The organism is Bacillus sp. NPDC094077 (assembly GCF_050279465.1).
Taxonomy (GTDB): Bacteria; Bacillota; Bacilli; order Bacillales; family Bacillaceae_G; genus Bacillus_A.
Map to the genome: position 1 here is coordinate 86,430 of NZ_JBNNUF010000008.1, position 12,629 is coordinate 99,058.

The window sequence follows — 12,629 nt, forward strand, 5'->3', positions numbered from 1 at the left end:
AAAAGATTTGAAAATGGCAAAAAAGCACGTATTGTACGTGCTTTTTTACAATAGTTTTTGAGTTTACTAGCAGCCTATAAAGCCGCCCCAACAGCTAGCTCCGATGATGATTAGAAGGATAAATAAAACGATTAATAAAGCGAAACCTCCATAACCACATCCACCGCAACTACCGCCGTAACCGTAACCGCCACCGCCACAACTACCGCCGTAACCGTAACCGCCACAACTATATCCGTAACCCATGTGGAATTCCTCCTTATATTAAAAATGAAAATGAACGAGGGGAAAATGTACTGGAAGAAATAATGAACTATCGTGTTTGTAGGAACAATGTATATTATGCTTTTTTAAACTTGTTCGCGTATGAAGGATGAGCCCGTTTTTTTAAGGCTTGTTGATTTTACGATGAATGGAGTATAATCTTTGTGCTATGATACAAATAAGTATAGAAATGTAAGGAGAATTTATGAAAAAGAAAATTGAAGTATTAATTGATAAATATGGCCTGACACATTTAAAAGAGGAGCTTATTAATACTGTATTTCCTTGTATAAAAGTTGTACCAAAACAACAGGAAACGATTGCGATAGGTAGTTCGAAAATGGGGGGAGTTCCTGATTTACCGGATTCATTTAAATATCCAATGTATAAAGGAAATCCGTTACATTTTATTGCTCAATTTAATTTAAGTGATTTACAAAACGTTGGTATGGATCATAATCTTCCTAAGACAGGGATGTTATATTTCTTTAGCATTGAAAATTATTTTGAAGAAGATGTGGATCTAACCAAAGCTGGACGTGTACTTTATTATGATAGCCCTGTAGAGCAATTACGTAGAGCAGATGAATCGCAAGTGAAATATAAACAATGTGCAATTACTTTTGAACTGACGTATAAATTACCTGAGCTTTTCATTGAAGATGAGGCAGATTCAGATCGTTTCTTGCAGTTACTTGAAGAGTTAATCCCAGACAACTATGATAATCATCAAATGCTTGGTGAGCCATTCTCGGTACAAGAGGAAGTATTACATGAGACAGGACAATATATGGGGATAGACCCGCAGCAAATGACGCTTTTATTCCAAATTGATTCAGATCATAAAAATTGTAATATGGTTTGGGGAGAATTAGGAATGCTATATTTCTGTATTGGTAATGAAGATTTGAAAAATCAACGTTTTGAAAATACATGCTGCGTATTACAAACTTGTTAATGAAGAAGGTTGTTCTTTTAAAAAGAACAACCTTTTTTATGTGAATTAATTAATATGCATAATCTCATATGACCTATTTTGAAAAGTATTGTATACTCTGAAACTATACGATACTTTTTCGTATATTAATAGAATGTAAGGAGTGACGAGATGGGAAAGACAAGTAAGTATGTGACAGCTGCCGCACTTTGTTCCACGATTGTAATGGGAGGTTTACACGCATCATCTGTATCTTATGCAGCTACGAATCCAACTGTAGTGACAACACAAACAGATGCTAATTTATTAGATGATTTTAGAAAAGAATTAAAAAAGCATATTGATAATCGAGATGAAAATATTACAATCGCATATAAAACAAAAGATAGAGATATTAAAAAGATTATGAACCAATTGTACGGCGAGTTTAATAAAATCGTAGATGCTGATGAGTATGTAAAATATAATGTAGCCTCTACTAGTTATTCTATAAAAGGGATGCCAGGGAACTATACGTTTACACTACAAGTGAAATACCGTGAATCAAAAGAACAAACACAATATGTGAAATCTCAGGCAAAAGCAATTATAGGTTCAATTGTAAAACCAGGGATGGATGCACATGAAAAAATAAAAGCTATTCACGATTACGTTGTCAAACATGTATCATATGACACTTCTTATCAAGCATATACAGCATATGAAGCGTTAGCGAATCGTTCTGCAGTTTGCCAAGGATATACATTGTTAACATATCAATTACTAAAAGAAGCAGGTATTCAATCTCATATTGTAACTGGAAAAGGAAATGGACAAGCTCACGCATGGAATTTAGTGAACATTGAAAACAAGTGGTATCATCTTGATACTACATTTGATGATCCAGTACCAGATAAAGCTGGTCGCGTAACATATTCATATTTTAATATGTCTGACGAGCAATTAAGTAAAGACCATGAATGGGATCGTAGTAAATATCCAGCGGCAACTACAAGTTACTTTAACGAATTAACAAACAAAATTAAAGCTGGTAGCTCAAAAACTGTCGTATATGAACAAATATTAAAAGAAACAAATTTAAAATACTTATCTGCACAATACGGGGCAGACAATTATAATGAATTTAAGAAAAAGTTACAGCAGCAATTTGCTAGTAAACCAGAAAAAGTAGAAGTACGATATAAGCAGTCCATGGATGGAACAATGCAAGATATAAAGAAAGTATTAAATGAAATAAATTGGCCAAAAGGTGCAAAACGTGTATCTTATCAAGTAGCACCATATAGTGCAATGGCGGGTTATTCATTAGCGACAATTACATTTACGTATTAAGCAATGAAAAAAGGGCATCTGTAAAAGATGCTCTTTTTTTATGCTTGTGCATTATTAGAAATGTTTAGAATTTTATAGTAATATAAAGAGGAGAGGATGTGAAGGCTGAATGAACTTGTTTGAAAGTAATATATTTACATTGATATATACTTGTTTAGTAATCGGACTTATCGTTTTGTTTTTCATATCATTTACTTTGTTTGTTAAAAAATTATTGCAAAACACCTCTGTAAAAAAACAACATGTGATCAATATGAATCAGAAGCTAGATCGAATTATTGAATTGCTTGAAAAAGATAAGAAATAACGCTAGAAGATGTATGGAAAGGGGAAGAGGATGGCCAATTATATAAAAGAGTTACGTGAAAAAGTAGGGCACGACTATGTTTTCTTAAACTTTGCGGGCGGTTGTGTGTTTAATGAATATGGAGAAGTATTACTGCAAAAAAGAGGCGACTTTCATGTTTGGGGATTCCCTGGTGGTGCAATGGAAATAGGAGAATCTGCTACAGAAACTGCGATTCGAGAAATAAAAGAAGAAACAGGATATGATGTAGAAATAAATGAGCTTATTGGAGTGTATACAAAATATTTTCAAACATATCCAAATGGAGATAGAGCACAGACAATTACGATGTTCTTTTCATTCTCAATTGTTGGAGGAGAGAAGAAAGTAGACGGTGATGAAACGTTGGATTTGAAGTTTTTTCCGTTAGACAAAATGCCGCCATTGTTTAATAAGCAGCATGAAGATTGCTTGCGGGATTTACTAGAGAAAAGAGTAGGAGTATATCGTTAATACATAAAAAAGAAGCTAAATGAGATTAGCCTCTTTTTTATGTTCTATTTCCACCAGTCATCAAACATTGACGCTGGTACTTGTCTTTTATGTTCGCTCACTGTGTAACGTTTTTCAATTTTTTCTGCAACGTCAGCTGGAACTGCTTTACCCTCTAAATAGTCATCTAATTGATCGTAAGTAATACCTAACTCTGTTTCATCAGCTTGACCTGGTTTTTCATCTAATAAATCAGCTGTTGGCATTTTTAAGTAAAGTCGCTCGTCTGCACCTAATTCTTGTAGTAAAGCACGTCCTTGGCGCTTCGTTAATCCTGTTAATGGTAATAGGTCTGCACCACCATCTCCGAATTTTGTAAAGAATCCTGTTACAGCTTCTGCAGCGTGATCAGTTCCGATAACAAGTAGACCTTTTTGTCCACCGATTGCATATTGTGTAACCATGCGGATGCGTGCTTTCACGTTACCTTTATTGAAATCAGTTAATGATTCACCTAATAAGTTTTCGTATTGATTTGAAAAGGCATCAACTGTTGAAGCGATATCAAATGCAGCAGATTGGTCAGCTTGAATAAATTGTAATGCTAATTGTGCATCATCTTCATCTTTTTGTACTTTATAAGGAAGACGTACGGCGATAAACGCTGCGTTACCACCTTCATTACGAATTTCCTCAACTGCAAGCTGAGCTAAACGTCCAGCTAATGTAGAGTCTTGTCCGCCACTAATTCCTAGTACAAATCCTTTTGCACCTGTTTTTTTTACATAATCTTTTAAGAAATCGATTCGTTTACGGATTTCTTCTTTCGGATCAATTACAGGCTGAACATGTAATGCTTTCATAATCTGTTCTTGTAATGTCATTATGTTTTCCTCCTATTCATATTAAAGCGGTAAAAATTTTATATGTATATTGGTACATACTTCTATCCTTTATTATTTCGCAAAATTAACGAATATACAATAGGATGGGTGTATGAATATGAATGTAGTCATTATAATGAAACTGCTTCGTTTAAGCAATTTTTTTAAACCTTTCAAAAATGTAAGGTTTTTGTCATTTGAATCGATGGAAGGTATTTCCGTACTTTACTAATATAAGAACATAGTTAGTAGAAGGGCGGAGAAGTAATATGAACATTAGAGAACTCGCATATCGGAATGTAACACGAAATAGACGGACATATTCAGCATATTTTTTGAGTAGTGCATTTGCTATTATGGCCTTTTTTGTGTATTCATTTTTTGCGTTTCATCCGGCATTAAGTGCTGGAGCATTAGGACAGTATGTATTCGTAAGTATGTCTTTTGCACAGTCTATTATTTACTTGTTTACATTCTTCTTTATTTTATATTCAATGGGAATGTTTTTAAAAACGAGAAAGCGTGAACTAGGAATTTTAATGATGCTTGGTATGACGAAATATCAATTAAAGCGTCTTATCTTCTTTGAAAATATTATGATTGGAATAGGGGCAATTATTTTTGGAATTCTTTCAGGTATGTTGTTTTCAGGGATATTAATTTTTATAGCTCCAATGATATTAAAACTAGATATTTCCTTATCCTATTACATACCGATGAAAGCAATTGTTGTAACGAGTATTATGTTTTTCGTATTATTTATGATTATTTCATTGTTCAGTGCAGGAATGGTTCGTAAAAATAAAATTATGAAATTGTTTAGAGGATCAGCAGAGGCGAAGCCAGAACCAAAGGCATCTATAATCTCTTCTATATTAGCAGTAGTATTGCTTAGTGCTGGCTATGCAGGAGCGCTACTGTCACATGGTGTAATGGTATTTGTAATGATGATTCCTGTTACAACGGTAGTCATTATTGGTACGTATTTGCTGTACAAGCAGTTGAGCGTCTTTATTATTCGGCTATGTAAAAAAAGTAAACGTTTCTATTGGACACAGACAAATATTATTACGTTGTCAGATTTAGCGTACCGTATGAGAGATAACGCAAGAATGTTCTTTATTGTAACCATAATTTCAACTGTAGCATTTTCAGCAATAGGTACATTGGTTGGCTTCGCATCAATGACGAAAGGAATTATGGAGAGACCGATTGCTTTTCACTATCAGTCTAAGCAAGGAAATAGTAGTGAATTACAGCATATACAGATCATTGATGAAGGGCTAAAAAAACATAGTATATCAGCTTCAAAAATAAATATTTCATCGAAAAAAACGGAAGAGCAGTCGTTAAGAAGCGCCACTTTTATAAAAGAATCAGATTATAAGGAATATGCAAAGTTAACAGGAGAACCATTTAATACTGTATCAAATAAAGAGGCTTTATTTTTGTCAGTCGAAATACCAGGACCACCGATGAAAGAAAGAAAAGAAATTACTTTACCAAATATGAATGAACCTTTAGAAGTGAAAAAAATTAATACTTCTTCACTGAGTAAAATACTAAGAGGTAATGTTTATGTAATCTCTAAAGATCAATATGATTCATTACAAGATGGATTTAAAGAAGAAAAAGATTATATGTATAAAACGAAAGGTACGAAAGATGAAATTGAGGTTGGTAAAGAGCTTACGCATCAGATTAAGCCTTATCAAGAACATTCAACGTTTAGTGCAGAAGAGTACGATCAAAATCAAAGTTTACAAATCGCAGGACCTATTTTATTTGTAGGTTTCTTTATCGGAATTGTATTTTTCGTTTGTGCGGGAAGTTTTCTTTACTTCCGTTTATTCTCTGATTTAGAGGACGATACTCGGTTGTTCGCAATGATTCGAAAAGTGGGGTTAACGGGCGGTGAACTAGCGAAAGTAGTGACAATCCGTTTAGCGCTTTTATTCTTCGTACCAATTGGTGTTGCAACATTACATGGAGCAGTAGCGTTAACTGCGCTAGGACAGATGTTTGAGTACTCACTGTTTAAAGAAAATGCGATTGTATTAAGTATTTTCATAGGAATCCAAGTTGTATACTTCTTAATGATACGATTTCGTTACTTAAAACAATTGAAAGAGAGATTGCGTATTCGTTAACTGTTTTATTTTAACTTGAGTACAAAATTTTCTAAAAAGAGACAACTATTACCAAAAAGTGATAAAATGGAAAAAGCGAGGTGAAAAGATAAATAGAGAGTAAGGGGGGAGTAATATGAAAGCAACAGGAGTTATTCGAAAAGTAGATGAATTAGGACGAATTGTTATCCCTAAAGAATTACGAGATGTATTAGGGATACAAATCAAATCACCACTTGAAATTTTCGTAGAAGAAGACAAAGTCATTTTACAAAAATATCAGCCTTACAATGCTTGTCAAATAACAGGTGATGTTTCAGGACAGAACATATCATTAGCAAATGGAAACATTACTGTTAGTATAGAGGGAGCGAAGTATTTAATAGAAGAAATAGAAAAGTTTTTAAACAAGAGTGAGGTTTAGTCTTAATTTATATGATTTTTAAAATTATATATCATTCTTTTAAAAAACTATAAAAGGGCCATTTAATGGTCCTTTTATTTTTATATATTCGTTGAATCATTCGAACTGTTATTGCCTGCAAATTGCGGGATAAATGTTGGTAAATTATATTGAGAAATATTTGAAATGAAGGAGAATAGAACAGTTAAAACGAATGTTAAATTTAAACCTATTTAATAGTGGTCTGAAATGAAAATAATACATTTTCAGGAGGGATTACGATGAACAGTAGTACAGCGAATAAACAAAAAGGTATCCAATTGATTCCGTTTACCGTAAATAAGGTGGTTGAACAAGTAAATGAAATTCCACCAGGTGTACAACTGATTCACGCTCCACAAGTATGGGAGAAGAGTGCGAAAGGAAAAGATGTTGTCGTTGCCGTATTAGATACAGGTTGTGATATTAATCATATAGATTTAAAAGATCGTATTATTGGTGGGAGAAATTTCACGAAAGATTATGAAGGTGATCCGAATATTTATCTTGATAATAACGGACATGGTACTCATGTAGCAGGGACGATTGCAGCGACTGAAAATGGTGTCGGCGTTTTAGGAGTTGCACCTCTTGCTAAAATGTTAGTGTTAAAGGTTTTAGCGGGAGATGGTTCTGGAAGTTATGAGCAAATTATTGAGGCGATTCATTATGCTGTTAATTGGAGAGGACCTAATAAAGAGAAAGTAAGAATCATTTCAATGTCACTTGGTGGTCCGCAAGACGTTCCAGAATTACATGAAGCAATTCAAAATGCAGTACAGCAAGATGTTCTCGTTGTATGTGCTGCGGGGAATGATGGAGATTGTGATGATAATACGGAGGAACTAGATTTCCCAGGGGCTTATTCTGAAGTCATTGAAGTTGGCGCTGTTAATTTAGAGCGGAAGATCGCATGTTTTAGTAATTCAAATCAAGAAATTGATTTAGTAGCGCCAGGTGATGAAATATTATCTACGTATCCAGAGGGGAAATATGCTGTATTAAGTGGAACTTCAATGGCAACACCGCATGTCGCTGGTGCATTAGCACTTCTTATTAAACAGTGCGAAAGAGAATATGGCAGAAAGTTATCAGAGCCTGAAATATACGCGCAACTTATAAAAAGAACTGTACCTTTAGGGTATGAACGTACATCTGAAGGAAATGGATTAATAGATTTGTTAAAAGAATAGTAATTACTAAAAAACATCTCATATGAATATGAGATGTTTTTTAGTATGGTTCTGTCGCATATAATACAACGTCTAATAAACCGGGAAATCTAGAATTTAAATCTTCTTCACGAATTGAAATGAAACGTTGTGTTCCTTCAAGGCGTGTATACATAACACCTGATTCACGTAAAACTTTGAAATGGTGAGATAAAGTTGATTTCGCGATAGGAATGTTTAACGAGCCACAAGATTGTTCGTTTTTTTCTAGTAACATATTTACAATTTGTAAACGAATTTGATCGCTAAGTGCATATAAGACAGAAGAAAATTGAATTTCTTCTCGATTTGGATGATAGAGTGTACGCATTTTTTCACCTGCTTGTATAAGTTAAGTTATTTGCACTATAACATATAAAGTGGTATATTTCTATTGTTCGAATATAATCGAACAATAGAAATATAGGGGGAGAAAAAATGAATTATACAAAATTGCAAAAGGCAGGACTAAATATTTCAAAGTTAGGGTTAGGAACAAACGCTGTAGGGGGACATAATTTGTATGCTGATGTGAATGAGGAAGAAGGAAAACGATTAATAGAAGAAGCTATTCAGCAAGGGATTACATTTTTTGATACAGCAGATTCATACGGTTTCGGTAGATCAGAAGAATTGGTAGGAGAAGTATTAAAAGAAAAACGCCACGAATTTGTACTTGCTACAAAAGGTGGAATTCAGCCGTTATTAGATGGGGAAACTTATATTAATAATGAACCAAGTTATTTAAGAAATGCTGTGGAAAATAGTTTAAGAAGATTACAGACTGATTATATTGATTTATATTATTTACACTTTACTAATCCTGAAACAAGTTACATAGATTCAATTGGAGAGCTTACTCGTCTAAAAGAAGAAGGTAAAATTCGTTCAATTGGAATATCCAACGTAAACGTAGAGCAATTAAAAGAAGCGAATCAACACGGACATATAGATGTTGTACAATCACCGTATAATATGTTAGATCGTACTGCTGGGGAAGAACTTTTGCCGTATTGTATAGAATCGGATATTTCATTTATTCCGTATGGGCCTCTTGCCTTTGGAATACTAGGTGGTAAATATACAGAAGATTTTAAATTGAACGAAGGCGATTGGCGTCAAAGTGCAAATCTATTTGAAGAAAATACATATAAGAGTAATTTTAAGAAAGTGGAAAAGTTAAAAGTTTTAGCTAAAGAAAAGAATATCGAAGTATCGCATTTAGCTTTAGCGTGGATCCTAAACAAAAAAGGAATTGATACTGTTATTCCTGGTGGGAAACGAGCGGAGCAAATAAGAGAAAGTGTAAGAGCGGTGGACGTTTTATTGAATGAAACGACTATGAAAGAGATTGAATCTATTTTAGAGATTGGTTAACAAGAGGGATAGTGCCCTCTTGTTAGCCCGCTATTTGCGGGCTAACAATCAGTGGGGGATGGACACCCCCACTGATTAAAGTTTCACTTTATATAAAAGGAGAAGGTTTAAATGAAAAGAGTACTAGTTGTATTCTTTACGATAATGTTTATGATCGGTACAGATACTTTTTTAATTTCACCACTTTTGCCGACACTACAACAGGTGTATCATGTTTCAACTGAGTTGTCAGGATGGATGGTGAGTTCATATGCTTTAGGTTATGCTGGATTTGCGCTTATAGCTGGTCCTATATCAGACGGATTAAATAGAAAAAAAGTGATGGTATTAGGTATGAGCTTTTTTGCAATAAGTACGTTTTTGTGTGGAATGGCACCGAGTTTCTTATGGATACTTACATTTAGATTTTTAGCAGGTGTAAGTGCTGCTTTTGTATCCCCGCAAGTGTGGGCATCTATCCCGCTACTTATGGAGAAGAAGCAAATTGTGAAAGCAATTGGAATTGCAACAGCAGGGTTATCAATCTCCCAAATTTTAGGGCTTCCAGTTGGAGCATATTTAGCAATGATACATTATACAACACCATTCTTCGTCATTGGTATATTATCAGCACTACTTGCCATTCTTATTTATGTAGTATTACCGGAAATACAACCAATTCCTATAGGTGGAAATAAAACAAATATCTTAAAGCGCTATAAACAATTACTTAGAGATTCAAAGGTTTCACTTTCTTATTTTGCATATTTTGTTTTTCAAACTGGTAATTTTGCAGCATTTTCATTCTTTGGTGTATGGCTTTCCATTCAATTTGGCTTACAAGTTCATGAAGTAGGAACAGCTATGCTCGTATTAGGATTAGGAAATTTAACAGGGAATATTTTTGGCCCTAGAATCGTAAATAAAATTGGTTATAATCTTTCTTTCTATGGTGGAATTGTATTTACAGCATTACTTTATGTAATACTTCCCCATTTAAAGGACATTATATTTGTTGAATTATTTTTCTTTGTTTTATTTTTTGTGACAGGAATTTTGTTTGTATTGATGATGGGGCACTTACAAAATATGTCTGCTATAGCAAGAGGAACAGGAGCTGCTCTGGCGAATGCTTCGATGTACATTGGCCAAATGATTGGAGCAGCAATGGCAGGAATGTTATTTGCAGCATCTCACAATTTTATACTTGTAGGTAGCTTTACTGCATTACTATATGTTGTAGCTTTATTTTTGTTTAAAAAAAGTGAAAAGCTTAATGGAAATAGTGAAACAGGCATTGCATCATAAAGTTTTTACAAATAAAAAGTGCTTTTCTCTTTTATTGAGGTGACATCGAATAAAACGAGTTCGAGAAGTTCAGTTATGCTACCAGTGATAAACTTAGTTAAAAACCAAATATGAAACAGAGTGAATTAATATTAGAAGATTAGTGAGGAAGAGAGGTAGCGTTAATGCTGGGCTCTCTTCTTTTATAATAGACAAATAGTATGCAGTTCAGAAAAATAAGGGGAACAATACTTGAAGGAGTTTTTGAGTGTAGAGGTTAAAGGAAGTATGAAAATATTAGAAAGGTATTGTAACAAAATTATGGGGGAATCCTAAAAATAAAAAATCCCTACAGAGATAGGGATTTATATATCGGCATATAGTTCCTTGGAAAAGGATATACTTAGCTTACCATACTAAAGTACGTATATTTGTGAAATAGATGTGAAACTAATGTGAAAAGTGCCGTAATAAAAAGCACTGTTTTAGCTAAAACAGTGCTTTTCTCTTTGATTGAACAGTTGCTGCATTCTCATCATGTATGCCTGCATCTTTAATAATTCGTTGTTTTGCTTTATTTAATAGATGGTTTACTGCTTCACCAAAATAGTTAGCTTCGCTTTTTGTGCGGGCTTCTCGTAAACATTTATAGTTTTCTAGCAGTTCCTCTTTTTCGGTGTTTGTTAAGAAATCTTCTATTTTCTTTTTTGTCATACGAAACACCCTTTCTTCTGACAAACGACGCAATAGAAAATATTTATTTTTCATTATAACAATAATTTTAAAAGAAAGTATAGACTAACGTCGCAATAATTTGTCAATTTCTTGAATCTTCTCATCAGCTTTTCCAATTTGCGTATTTTTAGCCTGTTCACCACCTAAAGCTTGGTGAAGTAAAAAAGTCTGACCGGAAATAGCGGTCACAATGGATACTTTTATAATTTCTTTTATTGAGGTGACATCGAATAAAACGAGTCCAAGTAGTGCAGCTAGGCTACCAGTAAAAATATCAGTTAAAAATCCAAAATGAAAAAAAGTTTTCAAACGGCGTGGAAGCAATAACTTACCTTGGTTATTGATTAGATGGGAAACGAAGCCAGTAATGCCACCAACGAGAACTGCGGTTAGCCATTGATACATTTCCATCGAATCCACTCCTTTTAGTGAATAAGATTCGATTTTTTCATATTGATTCCTTTTAATATTTCATATAAGCATATTGAGAAAATTTGTTTAGGCTATTTGCTTGCTTAATTTAATTATAACAGAAAAATCTGATATATTTCAGTCTATTATATGAAGCGTTTATTTATTAATATAAATTCAGAAAGGGGTGCGTGATATGTATATAGATTATCGAATAAGAAGTGTAGATGGTTATACAAAAAATATAGGAGAACTAGTAAGTATGCTGGAGCATACGAGGGCGGTTACATTACAGGAAATAGAAAATCTATCAGTTGAGCAATTAGATTTAATTATGCCGAGTGGTGGAAATTCAATTGGCGCCTTATTAAAACATATAGCAGCTATAGAAAAAGCCCATCAGCTTATTTCATTTCAAAATCGTGACTTTACAAAAGAAGAATTAGAAATATGGGAAGATGCACTGTATTTAGGGGAGGCGGGGAGAACGATTCGTGGTCATGAAATACAGTATTATGTACAACTTTTGCAAAGTGTTCGAGAAGAGTCGCTGAAGTATTTGAGTAAAGTAGATGATACATGGCTAATGTCAGAAAGAAAGTGGCCTAACGGTGTAGCGTATAACCAGCACTATCTTTGGTTTCATGTGCTAGAAGATGAAATTAGTCATCGTGGACAAATTAGAATGTTAAAGGGAAAGTTATTCGAAAATTACGTCAAATAAAGTAGCTTTTTAAATCGATATTCCATATAATGAGAGTAATTAAAATAAGATCGGAGTGATGTATTATGGCGAATATGGCTGAAATGAATAATAAATTAAATACAAAGGTGGATGGAAAGGGCGATATTATATAAGGTAG

General features: G+C 33.7%; 15 protein-coding genes. 10 read left to right on the forward strand and 5 right to left on the reverse strand.

The annotated features are described in order from the left end of the window. Positions 1–66: 66 nt before the first annotated feature. Entirely contained in the window at positions 67–246 is a 180-nt protein-coding gene (locus ACQKNR_RS19125) for a YjcZ family sporulation protein (RefSeq protein ID WP_427319643.1), read from the reverse strand. A gap of 223 nt (positions 247–469) precedes the next feature. Between ACQKNR_RS19125 and ACQKNR_RS19130 the strand changes: the two genes are divergently transcribed. From ACQKNR_RS19130 to ACQKNR_RS19145, 4 genes are all read left to right on the forward strand, one after another. Beyond that, a complete protein-coding gene (locus ACQKNR_RS19130; protein WP_427319645.1) occupies positions 470–1,222 on the forward strand; it encodes a YwqG family protein in 753 nt (250 codons plus the stop codon). A gap of 150 nt (positions 1,223–1,372) precedes the next feature. After that, complete coding sequence (locus ACQKNR_RS19135) at positions 1,373–2,533, forward strand: transglutaminase domain-containing protein (protein WP_427319647.1); 1,161 nt, start codon at positions 1,373–1,375, stop codon at positions 2,531–2,533. A 109-nt stretch (positions 2,534–2,642) separates the two neighbouring features. Then, a complete protein-coding gene (locus tag ACQKNR_RS19140) occupies positions 2,643–2,840 on the forward strand; it encodes a DUF4083 domain-containing protein (RefSeq protein ID WP_427319649.1) in 198 nt (65 codons plus the stop codon). A 30-nt stretch (positions 2,841–2,870) separates the two neighbouring features. Beyond that, positions 2,871–3,332, forward strand: coding sequence for an NUDIX hydrolase (locus tag ACQKNR_RS19145; RefSeq protein WP_427319651.1), 462 nt, complete (start codon positions 2,871–2,873; stop codon positions 3,330–3,332). A gap of 44 nt (positions 3,333–3,376) precedes the next feature. On the opposite strand, the gene nadE is transcribed toward ACQKNR_RS19145, so the two are convergent. Further along, the gene (gene nadE / locus ACQKNR_RS19150; protein WP_427319653.1) at positions 3,377–4,195 is read right to left on the reverse strand and encodes an ammonia-dependent NAD(+) synthetase; all 819 of its coding nucleotides are present in this window, start codon (positions 4,193–4,195) and stop codon (positions 3,377–3,379) included. A 269-nt stretch (positions 4,196–4,464) separates the two neighbouring features. On the opposite strand from nadE, the gene ACQKNR_RS19155 reads away from it, so the two are divergent. From ACQKNR_RS19155 to ACQKNR_RS19165, 3 genes are all read left to right on the forward strand, one after another. Continuing rightward, complete coding sequence (locus ACQKNR_RS19155; protein WP_427319655.1) at positions 4,465–6,345, forward strand: FtsX-like permease family protein; 1,881 nt, start codon at positions 4,465–4,467, stop codon at positions 6,343–6,345. 115 nt (positions 6,346–6,460) lie between these two features. Then, complete coding sequence (locus ACQKNR_RS19160) at positions 6,461–6,748, forward strand: AbrB/MazE/SpoVT family DNA-binding domain-containing protein (RefSeq protein WP_427319657.1); 288 nt, start codon at positions 6,461–6,463, stop codon at positions 6,746–6,748. A 260-nt stretch (positions 6,749–7,008) separates the two neighbouring features. Beyond that, the gene (locus ACQKNR_RS19165; RefSeq protein WP_427319659.1) at positions 7,009–7,959 is read left to right on the forward strand and encodes a serine protease; all 951 of its coding nucleotides are present in this window, start codon (positions 7,009–7,011) and stop codon (positions 7,957–7,959) included. Between the two features lie 40 nt (positions 7,960–7,999). Here the strand turns inward: ACQKNR_RS19165 and ACQKNR_RS19170 are convergent, their stop codons facing one another. After that, positions 8,000–8,308: an ArsR/SmtB family transcription factor gene (locus tag ACQKNR_RS19170; protein WP_427319660.1), complete on the reverse strand. Its 309-nt coding sequence runs from the start codon at positions 8,306–8,308 to the stop codon at positions 8,000–8,002. A gap of 107 nt (positions 8,309–8,415) precedes the next feature. On the opposite strand from ACQKNR_RS19170, the gene ACQKNR_RS19175 reads away from it, so the two are divergent. Both ACQKNR_RS19175 and ACQKNR_RS19180 read left to right on the forward strand, forming a co-directional pair. Then, positions 8,416–9,354, forward strand: coding sequence for an aldo/keto reductase (locus ACQKNR_RS19175; protein WP_427319662.1), 939 nt, complete (start codon positions 8,416–8,418; stop codon positions 9,352–9,354). Positions 9,355–9,465: 111 nt separating this feature from the next. Continuing rightward, positions 9,466–10,641, forward strand: coding sequence for an MFS transporter (locus ACQKNR_RS19180; RefSeq protein ID WP_427319664.1), 1,176 nt, complete (start codon positions 9,466–9,468; stop codon positions 10,639–10,641). Between the two features lie 468 nt (positions 10,642–11,109). Here ACQKNR_RS19180 and ACQKNR_RS19185 read toward each other — a convergent pair whose 3' ends face one another. Continuing rightward, a complete protein-coding gene (locus ACQKNR_RS19185) occupies positions 11,110–11,334 on the reverse strand; it encodes a hypothetical protein (protein ID WP_000162606.1) in 225 nt (74 codons plus the stop codon). Positions 11,335–11,418: 84 nt separating this feature from the next. Further along, complete coding sequence (locus tag ACQKNR_RS19190) at positions 11,419–11,766, reverse strand: DUF4257 domain-containing protein (protein WP_070757522.1); 348 nt, start codon at positions 11,764–11,766, stop codon at positions 11,419–11,421. A gap of 196 nt (positions 11,767–11,962) precedes the next feature. Between ACQKNR_RS19190 and ACQKNR_RS19195 the strand changes: the two genes are divergently transcribed. Further along, positions 11,963–12,490 carry a DinB family protein gene (locus tag ACQKNR_RS19195; RefSeq protein WP_427319667.1) on the forward strand — a complete coding sequence of 176 codons (528 nt, stop codon included), beginning with the start codon at positions 11,963–11,965 and terminating at the stop codon, positions 12,488–12,490. Positions 12,491–12,629: the final 139 nt, after the last annotated feature.

What these genes read in the sequence shown, in the direction of transcription:
- ACQKNR_RS19135 (WP_427319647.1), top strand. Translation starts at nt 1,373, where the DNA reads ATGGGAAAGACAAGTAAGTATGTGACAGCTGCCGCACTTTGTTCCACG.
- ACQKNR_RS19165 (WP_427319659.1), top strand. Translation starts at nt 7,009, where the DNA reads ATGAACAGTAGTACAGCGAATAAACAAAAAGGTATCCAATTGATTCCG.
- ACQKNR_RS19180 (WP_427319664.1), top strand. Translation starts at nt 9,466, where the DNA reads ATGAAAAGAGTACTAGTTGTATTCTTTACGATAATGTTTATGATCGGT.
- ACQKNR_RS19145 (WP_427319651.1), top strand. Translation starts at nt 2,871, where the DNA reads ATGGCCAATTATATAAAAGAGTTACGTGAAAAAGTAGGGCACGACTAT.
- ACQKNR_RS19140 (WP_427319649.1), top strand. Translation starts at nt 2,643, where the DNA reads ATGAACTTGTTTGAAAGTAATATATTTACATTGATATATACTTGTTTA.
- ACQKNR_RS19125 (WP_427319643.1), bottom strand. Translation starts at nt 246, where the DNA reads ATGGGTTACGGATATAGTTGTGGCGGTTACGGTTACGGCGGTAGTTGT.
- ACQKNR_RS19195 (WP_427319667.1), top strand. Translation starts at nt 11,963, where the DNA reads ATGTATATAGATTATCGAATAAGAAGTGTAGATGGTTATACAAAAAAT.
- ACQKNR_RS19155 (WP_427319655.1), top strand. Translation starts at nt 4,465, where the DNA reads ATGAACATTAGAGAACTCGCATATCGGAATGTAACACGAAATAGACGG.
- ACQKNR_RS19175 (WP_427319662.1), top strand. Translation starts at nt 8,416, where the DNA reads ATGAATTATACAAAATTGCAAAAGGCAGGACTAAATATTTCAAAGTTA.
- ACQKNR_RS19130 (WP_427319645.1), top strand. Translation starts at nt 470, where the DNA reads ATGAAAAAGAAAATTGAAGTATTAATTGATAAATATGGCCTGACACAT.
- ACQKNR_RS19170 (WP_427319660.1), bottom strand. Translation starts at nt 8,308, where the DNA reads ATGCGTACACTCTATCATCCAAATCGAGAAGAAATTCAATTTTCTTCT.
- ACQKNR_RS19190 (WP_070757522.1), bottom strand. Translation starts at nt 11,766, where the DNA reads ATGGAAATGTATCAATGGCTAACCGCAGTTCTCGTTGGTGGCATTACT.
- ACQKNR_RS19185 (WP_000162606.1), bottom strand. Translation starts at nt 11,334, where the DNA reads ATGACAAAAAAGAAAATAGAAGATTTCTTAACAAACACCGAAAAAGAG.
- ACQKNR_RS19160 (WP_427319657.1), top strand. Translation starts at nt 6,461, where the DNA reads ATGAAAGCAACAGGAGTTATTCGAAAAGTAGATGAATTAGGACGAATT.
- nadE (WP_427319653.1), bottom strand. Translation starts at nt 4,195, where the DNA reads ATGACATTACAAGAACAGATTATGAAAGCATTACATGTTCAGCCTGTA.